Below are 20,168 nucleotides of genomic sequence, written 5' to 3' on the forward strand. Positions count from 1 at the left end.
CATCCGTGAGGATTGCCGGAGACCGCCATGGCGTCACAACGCTTATTTTTTGCTATTACCCCGCCAGAGGCGCTGCAACAGCAACTGGTGCACTGGCGGGCACACACGTTTAATGAGGATGCTGGCCGCCCGATTGCAGCCGCCAACCTCCACCTGACGCTGGCTTTTCTGGGGGATGTCTCCCCTGAAACCTCAACCCAGTTGCAGACGCTGGCGTCGCGTATCCGCCAGCCCGCGTTTGACGTCGCATTAGACGATGCGGGCCACTGGCCTCGTCCCGGCGTGGTGTGGCTGGGTTGCCAGCGTCCGCCGCGCGGCTTGTTACAGTTAGCAAGCCTGCTGCGCGCCCAGGCCGCGCGCCACGGCTGCGGGCAACCGGCCCAGCCCTTTCATCCCCACGTGACGCTGCTGCGTGCGGCGACGCAGCCCGTCGCCCTGCCCCCTCGCGGCTTTCACTGGCAATTTTCAGCCAGCGAATTTTCCCTTTTCGCCTCCGAGTACGTGCAAGGCCGGACCCGCTACCGCACGCTGGCCAGTTGGCCCTTACTGCCTTAATCAGGAGCCTTATGCTTTTTTCCCCCGTTCTCAAATCTGCGCGACTGGTTACCCGCTATAAACGTTTTCTGGCCGATGTCGTGACGCCTGAAGGCGAGACGCTGACAATACATTGCGCCAATACCGGCGCAATGACCGGCTGTGCAACCCCGGGCGACACCGTTTGGTATTCAACCTCTGACAGCCTGACGCGCAAATATCCGCATAGCTGGGAGATGACCGAGACGCAGCAGGGCCACTGGATCTGCGTGAATACCCTGCGCGCCAACCAACTGGTACGTGAGGCGCTAAGCAAAAACCAGATTTTACCGCTGGCGGGCTACGAGGAATGTCAGGCCGAAGTCAAATATGGCACTGAAAAAAGCCGAATTGATTTCCTGCTCAAGGCACAGGATCGACCTGAGTGCTATATTGAGGTGAAATCCGTGACGCTTTTGCAGGAAGGTAAAGGCTATTTTCCGGATGCGGTGACGATTCGAGGACAGAAACACCTGCGCGAGCTGAGTCAGGCTGTGGCAGAGGGGCATCGGGCCGTTTTGTTGTTTGCCGTTCTGCACTCGGGGATTGAGGACGTTTCCCCGGCGCGTCACATTGATGCCGCTTACGCAGAGCAACTGGTACAGGCGCAGCTGAGTGGCGTGGAGATTTTGGCTTATCGGGCAGAACTGTCATCCGCCGGGATGTTATTAACGACGCCGGTTGACGTAACATTGTAATATCACTGGCATCCTTCTGTGATATGACTACCTTCTGTCAGGGGTCAACTACGCTGTTCCTCACAGGCTTGTCAAGATGCGATCAGGAATAATTGCCAACCTTGACTGCTTCTGTTATTTATAGCGGCCTGTTTTTTCCCCGTTGGGGGATCGATGTACCCAGGAGAGGGCCATAAACACGGTCAGCGTGAATGCGCTTACCGATGGCTATCGAAGGGTATAGTGCGTGTTATCCAGGAGAGAAACAACATGCAAGAAGGGCAAAACCGTAAAACATCGTCCCTGAGTATTCTCGCCATCGCTGGGGTGGAGCCTTATCAGGAGAAGCCGGGCGAAGAGTATATGAATGACGCGCAACTGGACCATTTTCGCAAGATTCTGGAAGCCTGGCGCAATCAATTGCGGGACGAAGTCGATCGCACCGTTACACATATGCAGGATGAAGCTGCTAACTTCCCTGACCCGGTTGACCGTGCCGCTCAGGAAGAAGAGTTCAGCCTGGAACTGCGTAACCGCGACCGCGAGCGTAAGTTAATTAAAAAGATCGAGAAAACGCTGAAGAAAGTCGAAGATGATGACTTTGGCTATTGCGATTCCTGTGGCGTAGAGATCGGTATCCGCCGTCTTGAAGCGCGTCCTACCGCCGATCTGTGTATCGACTGTAAGACACTGGCAGAAATTCGTGAGAAGCAAATGGCGGGTTAATGTTGCCGTCTGACTGCAGCCACACGGCGGAAGAAGTCCCACTTTTTCCGCCGTGTGATTCATAACGCCTATGTCATACTCATCCTGCGTTGGGCGCTTCGCGCCATCTCCCTCTGGCGAACTCCATTTCGGCTCCCTGATTGCTGCGTTAGGCAGTTACCTGAGCGCACGTTCACAGCACGGCCGCTGGCTGGTTCGTATTGAAGATATCGATCCGCCGCGCGAAGTCGCCGGTGCCGCAACGCGTATTCTGCAACAGCTGGAGCATTACGGCCTGTTCTGGGATGGCGAGGTGATGTGGCAATCCCAGAGACACAACGCTTATCGCGATGCACTGCACTGGTTAAGAGCGCACCGTCAAAGTTATTTCTGCACCTGTACCCGAAGCCGCATTCAGCAAGCCGGTGGCTTTTATGATGGTCACTGTCGGGATCGTCAACGCGGTCCCGAAGGTGCGGCCCTGCGCCTGCGCCAGCATGCGCCTGTTTATGGTTTTCAGGATCGACTCAGAGGCGAGATCATTGCCGATCGGCGGCTGGCTGAGGAAGATTTTATCATTCATCGTCGTGATGGGCTGTTTGCTTACAATCTGGCTGTCGTCGTGGACGATCATCATCAGGGCATCACGGAAATTGTGCGCGGTGCAGACTTAATTGAGCCTACGGTACGGCAGATTGCTCTTTACCAGCAATTTGGCTGGGCGCTACCGGACTATTTGCATTTGCCGCTGGCAACGACGGCCGATGGTCACAAACTTTCTAAGCAAAATCATGCGCCCGCGTTACCGGAAGGGGATACGCGGCCGAGCCTGGTGCAGGCTTTACGCTTTCTGGGGCAGCCTGTCGCCGAAGGCTGGATGGACAAAACGCAGGAGAAACTGCTGTCTGACGCCGTGAAGCAGTGGAATATCGCTTTGATACCTCACGATAACGCCCTGATAACGGATGCATAGACAACAGCATTCTCAAATGATTCACAACAGGCTATGATTAGCCGCTGATTTTACCTACACCCTAATTGTCACTGTCGAGGTGTCCCATTTTTACCCGAGTCGCTAATTTTTGCCGGAAAGTCCTGAAGCGTGATGACGAGGAAGCACCAGCAGAGGTTGAACCTGAGAGTCATATGACCATCATTCCTCGTGAAAGCCACACCATCTCACGTAAAGACATCAGCGAAAATGCCCTCAAGGTGCTGTATCGTCTGAATAAAGCCGGTTATGAAGCCTATCTTGTTGGCGGCGGCGTGCGCGATTTGCTGCTGGGACAGAAGCCTAAAGACTTCGACGTGACCACAAACGCCACGCCGGAGCAGATGCGTAAACTGTTCCGCAACTGCCGTCTGGTTGGCCGCCGCTTCCGTCTGGCGCACGTGATGTTTGGGCCGGAAGTGATCGAAGTGGCGACATTCCGCGGTCATCATCAGATTGAAGAGACCAGCGACGATCATAACAATTCTCAGCGTGCCCAGAGCGGTATGCTGCTGCGCGACAATATTTTCGGCAGCATCGAAGATGATGCTCAGCGTCGCGATCTGACGATCAACAGCCTCTATTACAGCGTGGCCGATTTTTCGGTGCGGGATTATGTCGGTGGTCTGAACGATCTGCAGCAAGGCATTATTCGCTTGATTGGCGATCCGGAAACCCGTTATCGCGAAGATCCTGTGCGCATGCTGCGCGTTGCGCGTTTCGCTGCCAAATTAAATATGCGTATTGCGCCTGAAACGGCTGAGCCGATTCCCCGTCTGGCGTCGTTACTTCGTGACGTGCCCGCCGCGCGTCTGTTTGAAGAGTCGCTAAAACTGCTGCAGGCCGGCTATGGTTACAGTACCTGGCTTAAGCTGTGTGAATACCAGTTATTTCAGCCGCTGTTCCCCACGCTGGCCCGTAACTTTACCGAGAACGGCGACAGCCACATGGAGCGCATGCTGGCCCAGGTGCTGAAGAACACGGATAACCGTATTCAAAATGATATGCGGGTTAATCCGGCCTTCCTGTTCGCCGCGATGTTCTGGTATCCACAGCTCGAAGCGGCTGAACGCATTGCGCAGGAAAGTGGCCTGACCTATTACGATGCCTTTGCCCTGGCCATGAACGATACGCTGGACGAAGCCTGCCGTGCGTTAGCCATTCCTAAGCGCATCACATCGTTGATTCGCGACATCTGGCAGTTGCAGCTACGCATGTCTCGTCGCCACGGTAAGCGGGCCTGGAAGCTGATGGAGCATCCTAAGTTCCGTGCTGCTTACGACCTGCTCTCGCTGCGAGCGGAGGTAGAAAACAATCCGGAACTGCTGCGCCTGAGTAAGTGGTGGGGAGAGTTCCAGGTTGCCGCGCCGCCACAGCAGAAAACGATGCTGAATACCCTGGGAGACGATCCGGCCCCGCGCAGCCGTACGCGCCGCCCTCGTCGCCGTTCAACGGCTCCGCGTCGTGATAACAACAACGCCTCATGACCCGGGTTTATCTGGCATTAGGCAGTAACCTTGCCGATCCGCTGCATCAGATTGATGCAGCGCTCTCAGCCCTGGACGCTCTCCCTGAGACTCAACGCGTAGCTACCTCCCCCTTTTACCGCACGCCGCCCTATGGCCCACCCGACCAGCCGGACTACCTTAATGCAGCGGTAGCGCTTGAAACCACGCTCACTGCCGAGGCGCTCCTGGATCAAACCCAGCGAATTGAACGGGAACATGGTCGCGTTCGCAAAGCCGAGCGCTGGGGCCCGCGCACGCTGGATATTGATATCATGCTGTTTGGTACAGCCAGCCTCAACAGCGATCGGCTGATCGTGCCGCATTACGACCTGCTTAATCGCGCATTTATGCTGGTACCGCTGCTGGCGATTGCGCCCAATCTGCACCTGCCTGATGGCCGCCCGCTTCAGCCGCTTCTGGCCAGACTTGACTGCTCCAGCATCCGTCCCTGGCACAGTTGATCATCTATTCACACGTCACAGATTCCGCTCAGCAACGCGATACAGTAAAATGCGTCCATCTGAATTTCTGAGTTGAGAGCGCCATGAAACCCACCACCATTTCTCATTTGCGTCAGTGGAAAGAAAGCGGCAAAAAATTCGCGACCCTGACCGCCTACGAGTTTAGTTTCGCCCGGCTGTTTGCCGATGAGGGCATTCAGGTGCTACTGGTAGGCGACTCGCTGGGAATGACCGTACAGGGCCATGATTCGACGTTGCCTGTAACGGTAAGCGATATCGCCTACCATACCGCAGCGGTGCGTCGGGGTGCGCCTCAGTCGCTCTTACTGGCTGACCTGCCCTTCATGAGTTATGCCACGCCAGAGCAAACCTTTAATAACGCAGCGCAGCTCATGCGAGCCGGAGCCAATATGGTGAAGCTGGAAGGCGGCGCATGGCTGGCAGACAGCGTACGCATGCTGACGGAGCGCGCCGTGCCGGTATGTGGCCATCTGGGATTAACGCCGCAGTCTGTGAATATTTTTGGCGGTTATAAAGTACAGGGGCGCGATGAAGCAGGCGCGGAGCAGCTTCTGGCTGATGCGCTGGCTATCGAAGCGGCGGGGGCTCAGCTGCTGGTGCTGGAATGTGTCCCTGTTGCGCTGGCGCAGCGCGTGACCCAGGCGCTGGCGATTCCGGTGATTGGTATCGGCGCAGGTAACGTTACCGACGGTCAGATACTGGTCATGCACGACGCCCTGGGGATCACCGGCGGGCACGTGCCCAAATTTGCGAAAAACTTTCTGGCTGAGACCGGCGACATCCGGGCGGCCATCCGCCGCTATATTGCTGAAGTTGAAGCAGGAAGCTATCCCGCTGTTGAACACAGTTTCCAGTAATTCAGGAGAATTGCCGTGCTGATCATCGACACTCTGCCTATGTTGCGACGTGACGTTCGTCGCTGGCGCGAGCAAGGTAAACGTATCGCGCTGGTGCCGACAATGGGCAACCTGCACGAAGGGCATTTAACGCTGGTCGACGAGGCGCGTGAACGGGGTGATATCGTTATCGTGTCCATTTTCGTCAACCCCATGCAGTTTGATCGTCCTGACGATTTGGCTCGCTATCCGCGTACGCTCCAGGAGGATTGCGAGAAGCTCAACCGTCACGGCGTCGATGTCGTGTTTGCGCCCTCACCTGCCGAGGTTTATCCCCAGGGGCTGGCCAATCAGACGTTCGTAGAGGTCCCGGTGTTGTCATCGCTGCTGGAAGGCGCGAGCCGTCCCGGCCATTTTCGCGGCGTCGCGACCATCGTCAGCAAGTTGTTTAATCTGGTTCAGCCCGATATAGCCTGCTTCGGCGAGAAAGATTTTCAGCAGTTAGCCATCATTCGTAAAATGGTGGCGGATATGGGGTTCGACATCGAGATTGTCGGTGTGCCCACCGTCCGTGCCAAAGATGGCCTGGCACTCAGCTCACGCAACGGCTATCTCACTGACGATGAACGCAAGCTGGCACCCGGTTTGAGTCAGGTAATGAATGAAATGGCCGCCCGACTGGCTAATGGCGAGCGGCAGATTGACGATATTATTGATGCCGCGAATCTGTCGCTGCAGGAAAAAGGATTGCGGCCGGATGGCCTGGCAATCTGCGATGCAGAAACGCTAGCCCCTCTGACGGTGGACAGTCAGCGTGCCGTGGTTTTAATGGCGGCCTGGCTGGGGAACGCACGGCTGATCGATAATCAACAGGTCGACCTCACGCAGTAAAGGCTGCAGGTCGTATTTTTGGCTGTATAACAAGGTTTCTGACTATGATTCGCACGGTTTTACAAGGCAAATTGCATCGCGTGAAGGTGACGCAGGCAGACCTCAACTATGAAGGCTCCTGCGCCATCGATCAGGATTTCCTTGATGCTTCTGGCATCCTGCAATACGAAGCCATCGATATTTACAACGTGACCAACGGTCAGCGTTTCTCTACCTATGCTATCGCCGCCGAACGAGGTTCAAAAATCATTTCGGTCAACGGCGCAGCGGCGCGCTGTGCCTGTGAAGGCGATATCCTGATTATCTGCTCCTATGTGCAGGTTGAAGATGCAGAAGCCCGTCAGTGGAAGCCCAACGTGGCCTACTTTGAAGGGGATAATCAGATGAAGCGCCTGGCGAAAGCCTTGCCGGTACAGTTGGCGTAAGCCCGGCCCACATAAAAAAAGCAGCGATATCGCTGCTTTTTTTGTCCGTCATGGCATCAGGTACGCAATCCGCGCCCGCGCTGAATCAGGAAGTAGACCGCGATATAGAACACCACGATAAAGGCAATCAGTACCGATAAGGTCAGCGCCAGCGGAACATCGTGGATGCCGAGGAAACCAAAGCGGAAGCCGCTTATCATGTACACCACCGGGTTCAGCTTTGAAATGGCTTGCCACACGGGCGGTAACAGCGTCAGCGAATAAAACACGCCGCCCAGGTAAGTTAATGGCGTCAGTACAAAGGTCGGTATCAGGCTGATATCGTCAAAGGTACGGGCAAACACCGCGTTAATCAGGCCGGCCAGCGAAAACAGCACGGCAGTGAGCAGCAGCGTGACGGCAACCATCATCCATGAATGAACATGGAAAGGGACAAAAAACAGCGACACCGCCGTAACCAGCACACCGACACAAACGCCGCGTGCCACACCGCCACCGACATAGCCCGCAATGATGATGTGCGTCGGCACCGGTGCCACCAGCAGCTCTTCGATATTGCGCTGAAACTTGGCGCTAAAAAACGAGGAAGCCACGTTGGCATAGGCGTTGGTGATCACCGACATCATAATCAGGCCAGGCACAATAAACTGCATGTAGCTGAACCCATTCATATCGCCGATACGCGCACCAATAAGGTTGCCGAAGATAATAAAATACAGCGTCATGGTGATAACGGGTGGCACCAGCGTCTGAATCCAGATACGGGCGAAGCGGTTCACCTCCCTGGCCCAGATGCTCTTTAACGCCACCCAGTACAAATGTGTCATGCTTTAGCTCCTGTTTTTCCTTGCGTCAGGCCGACGAACAGCTCTTCCAGACGATTCGCTTTGTTGCGCATACTCAGTACCTGCACGCCCTGAGCGCTGAGCTGGCTAAATACACTGTTCAGCCCCTGCTCACGTAGGACTTCGACCTCCAGCGTCGATGTATCGACCAGGCGATACTGGAAACCTTCCAGCGACGGCAGCGGACTGCGCGGGGCCAGATCCAGGATAAAGGTTTCCGATTTCAGCTTTGACAGCAGAGATTTCATTGAGGTGTTTTCCACCAGCTCGCCATTTTGAATAATGCCGATGTTGCGGCACAGCATTTCTGCCTCTTCAAGATAGTGAGTGGTCAGAATGATAGTGGTGCCCTGCGCGTTCAGATCTTTCAAAAACACCCACATCGAGCGGCGCAGTTCAATATCGACCCCGGCGGTAGGTTCATCCAGAATCAGCAGCTTGGGCGCATGCATCAGGGCGCGGGCAATCATCAAACGACGTTTCATGCCACCGGACAACATCCGCGCGCGCTCGTTGCGTTTTTCCCACAGGTCGAGTTGCTTCAGGTGCTTTTCCGCACGTTGCAGGGCTTCACGGCGCTCAACGCCATAGTAACCGGCCTGATTCACTACGATCTGCATGACCGTTTCAAACGGGTTAAAGTTAAACTCCTGTGGGACGAGGCCCAACTGGCGTTTGGCGTTCACTACGTCTTTTTCCAGATCGTAGCCAAAAACCCTGACGCTGCCCTCAGACTTATTCACCAGCGAACTGATAATGCCGATAGTGGTCGATTTACCCGCGCCGTTAGGCCCTAAAAGCGCATAAAAATCACCGGCTTCGACGTTCAGATCGATGCCCTTGAGCGCCTGTACGCCGCCGGGATAGGTCTTGGTCAGCCGGGAAAGTTCCAGTGCATAGGTCATTCTGAATACATACCCTGTTGTATGGCATTGTAATGCCGTTTGAATTTAGGAAGCCTTCGCCTATAGTACGCGCACGCAAATGCGCAGTAACAGGTTGCTTAACGCCATGACAGATATTGATACCCTGATCAGTAATAACCGCGAATGGTCCACATTACTGGTCAAAGAAGATCCCGGCTTTTTTGAGCGACTGGCTCAGGCGCAAAAACCGCGTTTCCTCTGGATTGGCTGTTCAGACAGCCGCGTGCCCGCCGAACGCCTTACCGGCCTTGAGCCCGGCGAACTGTTTGTTCATCGCAACGTCGCCAACCTGGTCATTCATACCGACCTCAACTGCCTTTCTGTGGTGCAGTACGCGGTAGAGGTGTTAGAAGTTGAACATATCATCGTGTGCGGCCACTATGGCTGCGGTGGTGTTCAGGCCGCTATGGATAACCCGGAGCTGGGTCTCATAGATAACTGGCTGCTGCACATTCGCGATCTCTGGTACAAGCATAGCGTGTTACTGGGGGAACTCCCGCCGGATAAACGCCTGGATAAACTTTGCGAAATCAACGTTGTTGAGCAGGTTTATAATCTTGGGCATTCCACGATTCTGCAATCCGCCTGGAAACGTGGACGCAAAGTGTCGCTCCATGGCTGGGTTTACGGTATCCAGGATGGCTGCCTGCGCAATCTTGATGTGACGGCAAGCAGCCGGGAGAACCTTGAACAACGCTATCGTCACGGCATGGCTAATCTGTTAGTTAAGGGCGATTTTCAGCGCCAGTAACGCTGTTGCGCGACAAGCCTACACGAAACGACGGGCTCAGGCCTTGGAAGAATGTGCGGTCAACGGCATTCAGTCTTCGAGCGGCACCACTTTGCCGATGTAAGGCAGGTGGCGATAATGTTGCGCATAATCAATACCAAAGCCCACCACAAACTCATCGGGAATAGAAAAGCCGACGTATTCAACGTTGACGTTGACTTCCCGACGTTCAGGCTTATCCAGCAGCGTACAAATCGCCAGGGATTTTGGCTCACGCAAGCGCAGGATTTCACGCACTTTCGAAAGCGTGTTACCGGAGTCGATAATGTCTTCGACAATTAAAACATCTTTGCCGCGAATATCTTCATCCAGGTCTTTCAGGATTTTCACATCCCGGGTCGTGGACATACCGCTGCCGTAACTGGATGCGGTCATAAAATCCACTTCGTGCGGGACATCAATGACGCGGCATAAATCAGCCATAAACATAAATGAGCCACGAAGTAGCCCCACCAGCACCATATCACTGCCGCTGTCGCGGTAATGGTCGGTGATTTCTTTGCCCAGTTCAGCGATGCGCGCGGCGATTGCCTGTTCAGGGATCATTACGTCAACAGTATGTTTCATTGCCTTTTGCCCGGTAGCTCACAAAGCCACGCAGTCTATCATAGTAGAAAGGCGTACTGATGCCGCGCGGAAAAAGCAAACGTTTACGTGTAGTAAAAATCTTCACCTGTCGTCTGGCAGTTGCACACTCAGCATTACCTTAGAACAACACAGCATTTAACAGCATTAATTGCTGCATGATAGGATTTTATCAACATATCGTTATGCAGTTAACGACCTTATTGGGAGATCTCAATGACTTCACCCTCAAGTAAGAAAACGCACGTTGGCGATCGTCAACTGCATCCTGAAACCCAGATGCTGAATTATGGCTACGATCCTCGCCTGTCGGAAGGTGCCGTGAAGCCGCCCGTGTTTCTTACCTCTACCTTTGTTTTTGACAGCGCAGAAGAAGGCCGCGATTTTTTCGACTATGTTTCAGGCCGTCGTCAGCCTCCGGAAGGCAAAAGCGGCGGACTGGTTTATTCCCGCTTTAATCATCCCAACAGCGAGATCGTAGAAGATCGCCTGGCCATTTACGAACAGGCGGAAAGCTGTGCCCTGTTTGCTTCCGGTATGGCGGCTATCTCGACAACGCTGTTAACCTTTGCACGACCGGGAGAAGTCATTCTGCATTCGCAGCCGCTGTATGGCGGCACGGAAACGTTGCTGAGTAAGACACTGCACAATCTGGACATTCAGGCGGTCGGCTTCAGCGACGGACACGATGAAGCAAAAGTGCGTGATGCGGCTCATCGTGCGATGGCGCAGGGGCGCGTCGCGATGATTCTGGTGGAAACCCCGGCGAATCCCACCAACAGCCTGGTGAATATTGCGCTGATGGGGCGCATCGCCGACGAGATCGATCGGCATCAGGGTTCGCGTCCGGTCATCGCCTGTGATAACACCTTGCTGGGCCCGATTTTTCAACAGCCGCTGACGCTGGGGGCGGACTTATCGCTGTATTCTCTGACGAAATATGTCGGCGGGCACTCTGACCTGATCGCTGGCGCGGTGATGGGTAAGAAAACGCTGATGACGCAAATTCGCGCCCTCCGCAGCGCTATCGGTACGCAACTGGATCCGCACTCAAGCTGGATGATTGGCCGTTCACTGGAAACGCTGTCGCTGCGCATGGAAAAAGCCTTTCGCAATGCCGAAGCCGTTGCCGCCTTTCTGCAGCCGCATCCTAAGGTAGCAGCGTTGCACTGGTTGCCCTATCTGGATGCAGAAAGCCCCGCGGGCAAAACGTATCGCGAGCAGTGCAGCGGCGCCGGCTCGACCTTCTCTTTTGATATCGTGGGCGGACAACCTGCCGCGTTTCGCTTTCTCAATGCGCTTGCGTTGTTTAAGCAGGCCGTTAGCCTGGGCGGCACCGAGTCACTTGCCAGCCATCCCGGCACAACCACGCATTCTGGCGTGCCGGATGCAGTCCGTGAGCGCATCGGTATTACCGACGCGACGATACGCTTATCGATCGGCATCGAACATGCCGGAGATCTGGTAGAAGACATCCGACTGGCCCTTGAACAAGCCTGATCAGGTCACGGTGAAGCCCAGCATCATCCCGGTATCTTCATGCTCCAGCAAATGGCAGTGGGCCATATAAGCATGATCGGCGGCGGCGGCGTGATTGAAACGCACCAGTACTTCACTGCGCCAGCCGTCGACATTCACCATGTCTTTCCATCCCTGACGATGGGCGGCGGGCGGTTTGCCGTTTTCTGAAAGAATACGGAACTGCGTACCGTGAATATGAAAAGGATGCAGCATGCTGTCGCCTTCGCCGGAAATGGTCCATTTTTCCACGGCGCCCTGTTTCACATTGAAGGCGGGACGCGTCATATCAAATGCCAGACCGTTAATTTTATTGCCGTTATGGAAATCATACGCGGCAGTGGACATTGCGCCATGGTCCATATTTTGGTGATCCATCGTCTCTGCGCCGCTGTCATGATTCATCTCGCTCGCGTCGTTGCCCATTGGCATAGCGTGCTGCCCTCCTTTGCCCATGGCTTTCTCACCGTAACGCGCCATTAACGCCTGCATACCTTGCTGATCCAACTGGGGATCCATACTGAGCTGCAGCCAGCGCGTTGTCAGGCCTTCTGTTTTTGGCACAGCTGGCAGCGTGGCGAGCTGGTCGGGTAAAGTTGCACTGGCCATGATCCGCAGCGGCAAGATATTCACCAGCGGCAGGGGGCGATCGAAAGGTGCCAGCGTCATGCCCATTTGCGTGACCGGCAGCGTGACGATATCAAAGGCGTTGCCGTCAGAGGTATCGACCATGATCTCAAAACGCTCACCAGGGAGCAGCGGAAGTGAATCCACTTTCACCGGCTCCGACAGCAGCCCACCGTCACTGGCGATAACATACAGGGGACGTTTGTCGCTGGCCGCGATATGCAGCGAACGGGCATTGCAGCCGTTAAGCAGGCGCAGACGTAGCCAGCCACGCGGCACGGCGTGCTGCGGATACTGCACGCCATTCGTCAGCATCATGTCGCCAAACCAACCCACCGCCGCGCGCATCACGTCAAGTTGATAATCGATATGCTCGCCAGACTGACTCAGCTGCTTATCCTGAAAGATAAGCGGTACATCGTCGGTGCCCCACTGGCTGGGCAGCCGGAGCGTACCTGACGGCTGATCCTCCAGCAAAATTAACCCCGCCAGGCCCTGAGCGACCTGATGGCCGGTTTTGCCGTGTAGATGCGGATGGTACCAGCAGGTTGCCGCAGGCTGATCCGGGGTAAAGGTCACCTGACGCATCGCACCCGGTGCAATGACGCCCTGTGGGCCGCCGTCTACCTCACCGGGAATGTCCAGCCCGTGCCAGTGAAGCGTCGTCGCTTCTTTAAGCCGGTTATGAATGTTGATGGTGGCTGTCGTACCGCGCTTCAGGCGAATGGCCGGGCCCAGCAGGCTGCCATTGTAGCCCCAGGTGGGTACGGCTTTCCCCTGCCACTGCGTCGTGCCCTCCATCGCCGTCAGGCTGTACAGGCCATTCGCATCCGCCTCCAGCAACGCGGGGATAAGAAGCGGCGGTCGGGTGGCGGCCATGAGCGAGCGGCTCCAGAGCGGCAGCGCACCCGCCGCGCCCAGTGCCGCGCTGAGTTTCAAAAAGTGGCGACGTTGCATAATCAGCATCCTTGTAACGAAATTACCTGAAGCCTAAACCCTGCCCTTATGGCAAGGTCAAGCATAGCCGGACAGAATGCCCCGAAAAGCGTAAATTGATCGAAAATCTTTACATAACTGTGCTAACGTCTTAAGACAATTATCTGATGAGAATAACTATGAAGAAAAGCATCAAGATCCTGCTGCTGGCGGGACTCTTCGGCTTCTCCTCCACCAGCTTTGCCCTGAGCGAATCCGAAGCAGAAGATCTTGCCGATCTCACTGCCGTATTCGTTTATTTAAAAAATGATTGTGGCTACCAGGATTTGCCCGATGCGCAGATTCGTAAGGCGTTGGTGTTTTTTGCTCAGCAGAACCGCTGGGACTTAAGCAATTACAACAACTACAACATGAAAGCCCTCGGCGAAGCCAGCTATCGTGATTTAAGCGGCATCGCCATTGCTAATGACCAAAAATGTAAGTCGTTGGCCCGGGATTCTCTCAGCCTGCTTGCTTATGTAAAGTAGCGCGCCAGCCCGCTCTCCCACCAGACATTTGCCCGTGCAAGGACTATCATAGTTAGCTATGATGTCCCGCCGATTTTCGGGGTGATGTCACGAAAGGAGAGCTTCATCATGGCCCAAAATGAGATGTGGTATGAAACACTTCATGCCGGCTTTGGCCAGTATTTTACCGTCGATAAACAGCTTTATCGGGATAAAACGGCCCACCAGGATTTAATCATCTTTGAAAACGCGGCCATGGGTCGCGTCATGGCGCTGGATGGCGTGGTGCAAACAACCGAACGTGATGAGTTTATCTATCACGAGATGATGACGCACGTGCCGTTGCTGGCTCACGGCTCGGCAAAAAGCGTGCTGATCATCGGCGGCGGCGACGGTGCCATGTTGCGCGAAGTGTCCCGCCACGCTGATATCCAAAAAATCACAATGGTCGAGATTGATGCTGGCGTGGTCACCTTTTGCCGTCAGTATTTGCCCAATCACAGTGCCGGCGCTTACGACGATCCGCGTCTCAATCTGGTTATCGATGACGGCGTGAATTTCGTCAATCACACCACTGAAAAGTTTGACGTTATTATCTCAGACTGTACCGATCCCATCGGTCCGGGCGAAAGCCTGTTTACCTCTGAATTCTATGCAGGCTGTAAAAAAGCCCTGAATGAGAACGGTATTTTCGTTGCACAAAACGGCGTCTGCTTCCTGCAGCAGGACGAGGCAGTGAACAGCCATCGTAAACTCAGCCACTACTTCCAGGATGTCAGCTTTTATCAGGCGGCTATCCCGACCTACTATGGCGGGATCATGACGTTTGCCTGGGCAAGCGACAATCCTGCTTTGCGCCAGCCCGACGCGGCCCTGTTACAGGCGCGTTTCGAAGCCTCTGGCTTGCGCTGCCGTTACTATACACCGGCGATTCATACTGGCAGCTTTGCCCTGCCACAATATCTGTTGAATGCACTGGAAGACCCGCGCTGACTGGGCATTTATAAGGGGGTGAATAAAATTGCAAAAGCTAAAACTACATGGCTTCAATAACCTGACCAAAAGCCTGAGTTTTTGTATCTACGATATTTGCTATGCAAATACTGAAGCTGAACGTGATGGGTATATTGCTTATATCGATGAGCAATATAATGCCAATCGCCTGACAGAAATTCTGACCGAAACCTGTTCCATCATTGGCGCAAATGTCCTGAATATTGCCCGTCAGGATTATGAGCCACAGGGTGCCAGCGTGACCATTCTGGTCAGTGAGGAACCCATCGATCCCAAAGATATTGATACGTCAGAACATCCGGGTCCGCTGCCCAACTCCGTCGTTGCGCACCTTGATAAGAGTCATATCTGTGTACATACCTATCCAGAGAGCCACCCAGAAGGCGGCCTTTGCACCTTCCGTGCCGACATCGAAGTATCGACCTGTGGCGTGATCTCCCCTCTTAAGGCGCTTAATTATCTGATTCATCAGTTGGAGTCAGACATCGTCACGGTGGATTATCGCGTGCGCGGCTTCACGCGTGACGTGAACGGCGTGAAACATTTTATCGACCATGAAATCAATTCTATTCAGAACTTTATGTCTGAAGACATGAAGGGCATGTACGACATGGTGGATGTTAACGTTTACCAGGAAAACATCTTTCACACCAAGATGTTATTAAAAGAGTTCGATTTAAAACACTATCTTTTCAATACCCGCCCTGAAGATCTGACGCCTCAGGAGCATAAACGTATTACCGACCTGCTGTGGAAGGAAATGCGTGAGATTTACTACGGCAGAAATATTCCGTCAGTGGGATTAAAAACGTACTAGTCACCCTACCGCTGCCCTGCCCCCTGCGTTGGGGGCCATTTTCTCCTTCGTCATCATCCATGCCTCTTCCGGTTTCAACCAGAACAGGACTTATTATGCGCTGCAAACCAGGATGGCCGCCGTCCGGTTAATTTGCCTCTTCTGGTGGCTTTATCGCCTGGTTGCCGCGAGCACTTTTCTTGTAATACGCGCAGAACCCCGCGTCTCACTTTCTCCTGCTCAGCGCTGTCATCGCTGCCCTCCTCCGGCCGTTCTTGTCTCTTTTCCGCTACAACACAGGTATTAATTCAAATATTCAGTACTAAACACTAAAAAACCAATCCAGATCCGCCCAAATCATTAATTTAGTTAACATGAATTTCTGTAATGAAAATGATGTGACCTAACAAACTGCATCGCTTTACGCCATGCTAACCAATGCTTTTTCCATGAGGAAGATCACATTGTATCGCAAGAAAACATAAGCTTAATTTTTGATTAAAAGTAAGCCATTTAAGGTTAGTCATCTAAAACCTCGTTAAAAACCTTAACTATCATAGGCATAAAATTAATCCCATTAAAAAAACCAATAAAACATAAAAATAACTTAATGATCACATCACCCTGTGATATACATTAAAAAAATTTACTTTTCGCGGGTAATCGTTGGTAAGGAGAGTGATATGAGTCACGCATACTCTGTTATAAACATAAACAAACTTAACGTTTATGTGGAATTAGTGAAATGCAGCGTGCCCACACGTAACAGGACCATCCTGATAAATGGCGCGCTGGCGACCTCGTCTTCCTTTCGGAACTGGAAGCGGTTTCTGGCGGATAAATCAGATGTGATTACGTTCGATCTGCCTTTTTCCGGCAAATCGAAACCCTACAATGAGCAGGACTGTAATATCGTTACGCTGGATGATGAAGTGGCGATCATTCGGGAAATTATTTCAATCTATAAGCCTAACATTATTGCCTCTGCTTCGTGGGGCGGCGCATCGACGCTGAAGCTGTTAAATAACGGCGAAGATGGCCTGGAACACGCCATTATTGCGTCTTACTCTTTCGAATTTAACGATCGAATGCGCACCTACGTTAAACAGGCAAATCTGTACTCAAAAGAGAAAAAATTTGTCGATCTTGCGCATTTGATGAACGAAGAAGTCGGCGCCTATTTGCCGAACAAAATGAAATTCTGCAATTTCAGACACCTCACCACGCTGGATGAAATTGAGTACCGCCAGGGGCGCTTCCACCTTGAGCAAATCGCTAATATTCGCAATCATGACTACAAAAGTATTATCGATAATTCGGCATGTCAGTTTCACTTTATCAATGGCGATCTGGATATTCATACGCCGCAGAAAAACATTGAAGAGATTTGCGGCGAGTCGGACAAAACCTGCTTTTATCAGATCAGAGATGCGGGACACTTTTTAGATCTGGAAGGAAAAGTTAGCCGGGAGCGTACGGCTGCCGCCTTTAACACCATTTTTAACCAGATTGGTGTCTGAAATGAAAGTGATCATTGGCGCACTCGGCTCAGCTGGCGATGTCTTTCCCTGTATTGAAATTGGATCGCTTCTGAAAGAAAAAAATCACGATGTTTATTTGCTCGCTAACGATTACTTCAGGTCAGAAGCCGTTTCTCGCGGACTTTCCTTTGTTGCGGTGGGCGATAAAGAAACGTACGTCAACGCGGTACAGGACCGTTCGCTGTGGGAAAAAAAGCACTCTCTGAAACGTATCTCACACTATATGGCGGAACAGCAGGAAGCCATGTTCAATGCCATGAGCGCCCTTGTGGATGATGACTGCATTATCATTCATTCTTTATGGTGCTTCGCTGCAAAAGCGGTAAGTGACAAATACCAGATTAAGAAATATGCAATCAGCCTGACCAATTCAAATTTAAAATTGCAGCCCGGGCGCGTGATTAACGCGCTGGAAAAAGGCCTGCGAGTGAATCTGAACTGGAAACTGGCCTTATTTCAACGCGCACTGGTGTCACCCGCACTTCAGGATACGCTGGACAAATTACGCCGCGACAATCACCTGCCCGCCTGTCGAAATATTTATGCTGACTGGGTGAGCGGTGGACAGCGTTCGATCGTGTTATATGAACCCTGGTTCTATCAGAAAAAAGCGCGTAACGGGTTTTACGCTGGTTTTATGCTTAATAAAAGCCGTGCATCAACGGATGACGAACAGATTACCGCCTTTATTGACTCCCGGACGGTGGTCTTTTTTACCAGTTGGGCACTGGCTGAGAAAAAGTCCGTTAGCCAGATATTGCAGGACTTAAAAGCTGAGGGGTTAAAATGCGTACTTGTTACGCCAACAGCAACCGCCTTGTCGGTGAACGATGACGTGATGACCGTACCTCAACTGAATATTGCCCTTGTCGAAACGTGCTTATTTGCCATTCATCATGGCGGTATTGGCACCACCGCGCAGTTACTCAAGAATGGCGTTCCCCAACTGATCTATCCCCGCGCGTTCGATCAGTTTGAAAACGCCCGCGCACTTGAGCGGCTGGCCTGTGGGCTGAAAGGAAAAGGGATAAAGGAAATCCGGAAAATGGCGTCGCTTTCACGCCATAAGAAACATAATTGCGATTACTACGCGGCGCAATTTGATAAAGCGGGCAATAAAGGTCACGAACTGGAAAACTTTCTGACCCGTTAAGCCATCCGGCACAGCCAGCCAGGCATGATTTACCCTGGCTGGCCGATGGGCATCAGATCTGAAACGCGGCCGTTAATACTCTCAGGCTCCTTGCCTGTTCCGTTAACGACTGGGATGCAGAAGCGGACTGTTCGACCAACGCCGCGTTGCTCTGCGTTACGCTGTCCATTTGGGTCACAGCCACGCTGACCTGCGAAACGCCCTGCATTTGTTCTACCGATGCCAGAGCCAGCCCATCCATATATTGTGCCAGCGAGGCGACCTCGCTCGCGGCTTTAAGAATACTGTGTGCCGTATTATCTGCCGCTTTTACGCCTTTCTCGACGCCACTGACGGCTTCTTCAATCAGGGTGCCGATTTCTCGTGACGACGAGGCGCTGCGTTGAGCCAGCGTCCGGACTTCGCTCGCCACCACGGCAAAACCGCGACCATGTTCACCTGCTCTTGCTGCTTCAACGGCGGCATTCAGCGCCAGAATGTTCGTCTGAAACGCGATGCTCTGAATGACCGCCGTAATCTCTTTGACCTTGGCCGCACTCACCGAAATGCTGTGCATGGTCTGACTCATTTCATTGACGGCTTTTTCACTGGCGCGGGTCAGCGATTCCGTCTCGCGAGCCGAAGAGGCGGTGGATTCTGCGACGGAAGTGTTGTTGCGCACGGTAGCGGTAATCTGCTCCATACTGGCTGCCGTCTGCTGCAACGCGGCAGCCTGCTCCTCCGTGCGGGAAGAGAGCTCTGTATTTCCCTGTGCGATTTCGCTGGCTGCCAGTTCAACCGACGCAGCGGAGTCTTTGATCTGAGAAACCAGTGTCCGCAGATGATTTTGCATATTGGCCAGCGCCGCAAGCAGCTTGCCGGTCTCATCCTTTCGATCCACGGTAATCACGGAGGTCAGGTCGCCCCGGGCGATGGTATCAGCCGTATTCACCGCCAGCGTCAGAGGACGGGAAATGCTACGGGAAATAAGCAGTCCCAGCACCAATGAGATGGCTGTCGAAAGCACCAGCCCGCCTGTTAACGTCATTCTGGTCTTTGTACGCTCAGTGATTAACTCGTCTGCACGGGCCTGCAGCAACGATTTTTCAGTGGCAATCATTGACTCAATGACAGAGCGCATCGCATCCATTTGAACTTTCCCTTCACCCGAGGCAAAGAGCTCAAAAAAGCGCTGCTGATCCAGCGAGCCCTGATTCAGGCGTTCGCGCGCATCGATCACCTTTTGGGCATAGGTTTCCAGCCAGGCCTTTTGTCTGTTTTCCAAATCAACTAAACGTTTCTGCTGTTCCGGATTATCCTGGGTCAGCTGATGCGTACTCTCTATATATCGACTGAATGCCTGTTTTCCTTCATTAAACGGGACCAGCATCTGCGGTTTGCCGTTGAGCGCAAAACCACGCACGCCCGTCTCCATATTAAGCAGGTTTTCGGTGGCCTTGTTTAATCCTTCAACAACCTGATAAGTATGAATATTAAGCTGGCTGGCTTGTGTTACCCGGCCAAACCCGGCATAAAACAGGCCACAAACGACAATCATGACCAGCGTAATCGCGCCAAATGCAATATAGAGTCGTGTTCTGATAGATGTGTTGCTGAGCATAATTTCTCCGCGAGTGGAAAAAAATAAATAAATTCCATTAATTAACTGAGACTAATGGCAAAAACATTAATAATCAGGCATGTAAATTTAATGAAAAGCCTGTTAACGCACCCAAAAATGAGTGACGCCAATATAAACGCATTAATGTCCAGTTGATTATTAACGCAGTTGCTGAAATTTCCACTGCGTTACCTTTTTAATTTTAAGCCACTTCAAAAAATCGCAGAGATGCTTATCTATCAC

At 53.0% G+C, this 20,168-nt stretch carries 21 protein-coding genes; 16 read left to right on the forward strand and 5 right to left on the reverse strand.

Annotation, left to right across the window (positions count from 1 at the left end):
• Positions 1-27 precede the first annotated feature (27 nt).
• The 9 genes from thpR (at position 28) to panD (ending at position 7,088) form a co-directional block, all read left to right on the forward strand.
• Positions 28-555: an RNA 2',3'-cyclic phosphodiesterase gene (gene thpR, locus PAGR_RS17585; RefSeq protein WP_014592946.1), complete on the forward strand. Its 528-nt coding sequence runs from the start codon at positions 28-30 to the stop codon at positions 553-555.
• 11 nt (positions 556-566) lie between these two features.
• Positions 567-1,271, forward strand: coding sequence for a DNA/RNA nuclease SfsA (gene sfsA, locus PAGR_RS17590; protein ID WP_014592945.1), 705 nt, complete (start codon positions 567-569; stop codon positions 1,269-1,271).
• Positions 1,272-1,520: 249 nt separating this feature from the next.
• A complete protein-coding gene (dksA, locus tag PAGR_RS17595; protein WP_006117731.1) occupies positions 1,521-1,976 on the forward strand; it encodes an RNA polymerase-binding protein DksA in 456 nt (151 codons plus the stop codon).
• Between the two features lie 70 nt (positions 1,977-2,046).
• Positions 2,047-2,928, forward strand: coding sequence for a tRNA glutamyl-Q(34) synthetase GluQRS (gluQRS, locus tag PAGR_RS17600; protein ID WP_014606561.1), 882 nt, complete (start codon positions 2,047-2,049; stop codon positions 2,926-2,928).
• Positions 2,929-3,014: 86 nt separating this feature from the next.
• Positions 3,015-4,433 (forward strand): polynucleotide adenylyltransferase PcnB, encoded by a 1,419-nt coding sequence (gene pcnB, locus PAGR_RS17605; RefSeq protein ID WP_206099803.1) that lies wholly within the window; start codon positions 3,015-3,017, stop codon positions 4,431-4,433.
• Complete coding sequence (folK, locus tag PAGR_RS17610) at positions 4,430-4,915, forward strand: 2-amino-4-hydroxy-6-hydroxymethyldihydropteridine diphosphokinase (RefSeq protein ID WP_013024661.1); 486 nt, start codon at positions 4,430-4,432, stop codon at positions 4,913-4,915. Before pcnB ends, folK begins: the two co-directional genes overlap by 4 nt.
• A gap of 83 nt (positions 4,916-4,998) precedes the next feature.
• Positions 4,999-5,793: a 3-methyl-2-oxobutanoate hydroxymethyltransferase gene (gene panB / locus PAGR_RS17615; protein WP_014606562.1), complete on the forward strand. Its 795-nt coding sequence runs from the start codon at positions 4,999-5,001 to the stop codon at positions 5,791-5,793.
• A 15-nt stretch (positions 5,794-5,808) separates the two neighbouring features.
• The gene (gene panC, locus PAGR_RS17620; protein WP_013024659.1) at positions 5,809-6,663 is read left to right on the forward strand and encodes a pantoate--beta-alanine ligase; all 855 of its coding nucleotides are present in this window, start codon (positions 5,809-5,811) and stop codon (positions 6,661-6,663) included.
• Positions 6,664-6,707: 44 nt separating this feature from the next.
• Positions 6,708-7,088, forward strand: a complete 381-nt coding sequence (gene panD, locus PAGR_RS17625) for an aspartate 1-decarboxylase (RefSeq protein WP_013024658.1) — start codon at positions 6,708-6,710, stop codon at positions 7,086-7,088.
• 56 nt (positions 7,089-7,144) lie between these two features.
• On the opposite strand, the gene PAGR_RS17630 is transcribed toward panD, so the two are convergent.
• Both PAGR_RS17630 and PAGR_RS17635 read right to left on the reverse strand, forming a co-directional pair.
• Entirely contained in the window at positions 7,145-7,915 is a 771-nt protein-coding gene (locus PAGR_RS17630) for an ABC transporter permease (protein WP_013024657.1), read from the reverse strand.
• Entirely contained in the window at positions 7,912-8,838 is a 927-nt protein-coding gene (locus PAGR_RS17635; RefSeq protein WP_013024656.1) for an ABC transporter ATP-binding protein, read from the reverse strand. The genes PAGR_RS17630 and PAGR_RS17635 overlap by 4 nt, the downstream gene beginning before the upstream one ends.
• A 106-nt stretch (positions 8,839-8,944) precedes the next feature.
• Here PAGR_RS17635 and can point away from each other — a divergent pair, with 106 nt between their 5' ends.
• The gene (gene can / locus PAGR_RS17640; RefSeq protein ID WP_014606563.1) at positions 8,945-9,610 is read left to right on the forward strand and encodes a carbonate dehydratase; all 666 of its coding nucleotides are present in this window, start codon (positions 8,945-8,947) and stop codon (positions 9,608-9,610) included.
• Between the two features lie 69 nt (positions 9,611-9,679).
• Here the strand turns inward: can and hpt are convergent, their stop codons facing one another.
• A complete protein-coding gene (hpt, locus tag PAGR_RS17645; protein ID WP_013024654.1) occupies positions 9,680-10,216 on the reverse strand; it encodes a hypoxanthine phosphoribosyltransferase in 537 nt (178 codons plus the stop codon).
• A gap of 234 nt (positions 10,217-10,450) precedes the next feature.
• On the opposite strand from hpt, the gene PAGR_RS17650 reads away from it, so the two are divergent.
• Positions 10,451-11,734, forward strand: coding sequence for a cystathionine gamma-synthase family protein (locus tag PAGR_RS17650; protein WP_013024653.1), 1,284 nt, complete (start codon positions 10,451-10,453; stop codon positions 11,732-11,734).
• On the opposite strand, the gene cueO is transcribed toward PAGR_RS17650, so the two are convergent.
• Positions 11,735-13,336, reverse strand: a complete 1,602-nt coding sequence (cueO, locus tag PAGR_RS17655) for a multicopper oxidase CueO (protein ID WP_014606564.1) — start codon at positions 13,334-13,336, stop codon at positions 11,735-11,737.
• Positions 13,337-13,494: 158 nt separating this feature from the next.
• Between cueO and PAGR_RS17660 the strand changes: the two genes are divergently transcribed.
• The 5 genes from PAGR_RS17660 to PAGR_RS17680 all read left to right on the forward strand — a co-directional run bounded on the left by PAGR_RS17660 (position 13,495) and on the right by PAGR_RS17680 (position 18,325).
• Complete coding sequence (locus PAGR_RS17660) at positions 13,495-13,842, forward strand: YacC family pilotin-like protein (RefSeq protein WP_014606565.1); 348 nt, start codon at positions 13,495-13,497, stop codon at positions 13,840-13,842.
• A gap of 108 nt (positions 13,843-13,950) precedes the next feature.
• Entirely contained in the window at positions 13,951-14,814 is an 864-nt protein-coding gene (speE, locus tag PAGR_RS17665) for a polyamine aminopropyltransferase (RefSeq protein WP_014606566.1), read from the forward strand.
• Between the two features lie 28 nt (positions 14,815-14,842).
• On the forward strand, positions 14,843-15,652 hold the full coding sequence (gene speD, locus PAGR_RS17670; RefSeq protein WP_013024649.1) for an adenosylmethionine decarboxylase: 810 nt from the start codon (positions 14,843-14,845) through the stop codon (positions 15,650-15,652).
• 731 nt (positions 15,653-16,383) lie between these two features.
• Positions 16,384-17,151, forward strand: coding sequence for an alpha/beta fold hydrolase (locus tag PAGR_RS17675; protein WP_227008665.1), 768 nt, complete (start codon positions 16,384-16,386; stop codon positions 17,149-17,151).
• Position 17,152: 1 nt separating this feature from the next.
• Positions 17,153-18,325, forward strand: coding sequence for a nucleotide disphospho-sugar-binding domain-containing protein (locus PAGR_RS17680; protein WP_014606567.1), 1,173 nt, complete (start codon positions 17,153-17,155; stop codon positions 18,323-18,325).
• A 52-nt stretch (positions 18,326-18,377) separates the two neighbouring features.
• Here PAGR_RS17680 and PAGR_RS17685 read toward each other — a convergent pair whose 3' ends face one another.
• Positions 18,378-19,925 (reverse strand): methyl-accepting chemotaxis protein, encoded by a 1,548-nt coding sequence (locus tag PAGR_RS17685; RefSeq protein ID WP_014606568.1) that lies wholly within the window; start codon positions 19,923-19,925, stop codon positions 18,378-18,380.
• Positions 19,926-20,168: the final 243 nt, after the last annotated feature.

It is taken from the genome of Pantoea ananatis PA13, from assembly GCF_000233595.1.
GTDB lineage: Bacteria > Pseudomonadota > Gammaproteobacteria > Enterobacterales > Enterobacteriaceae > Pantoea > Pantoea ananatis.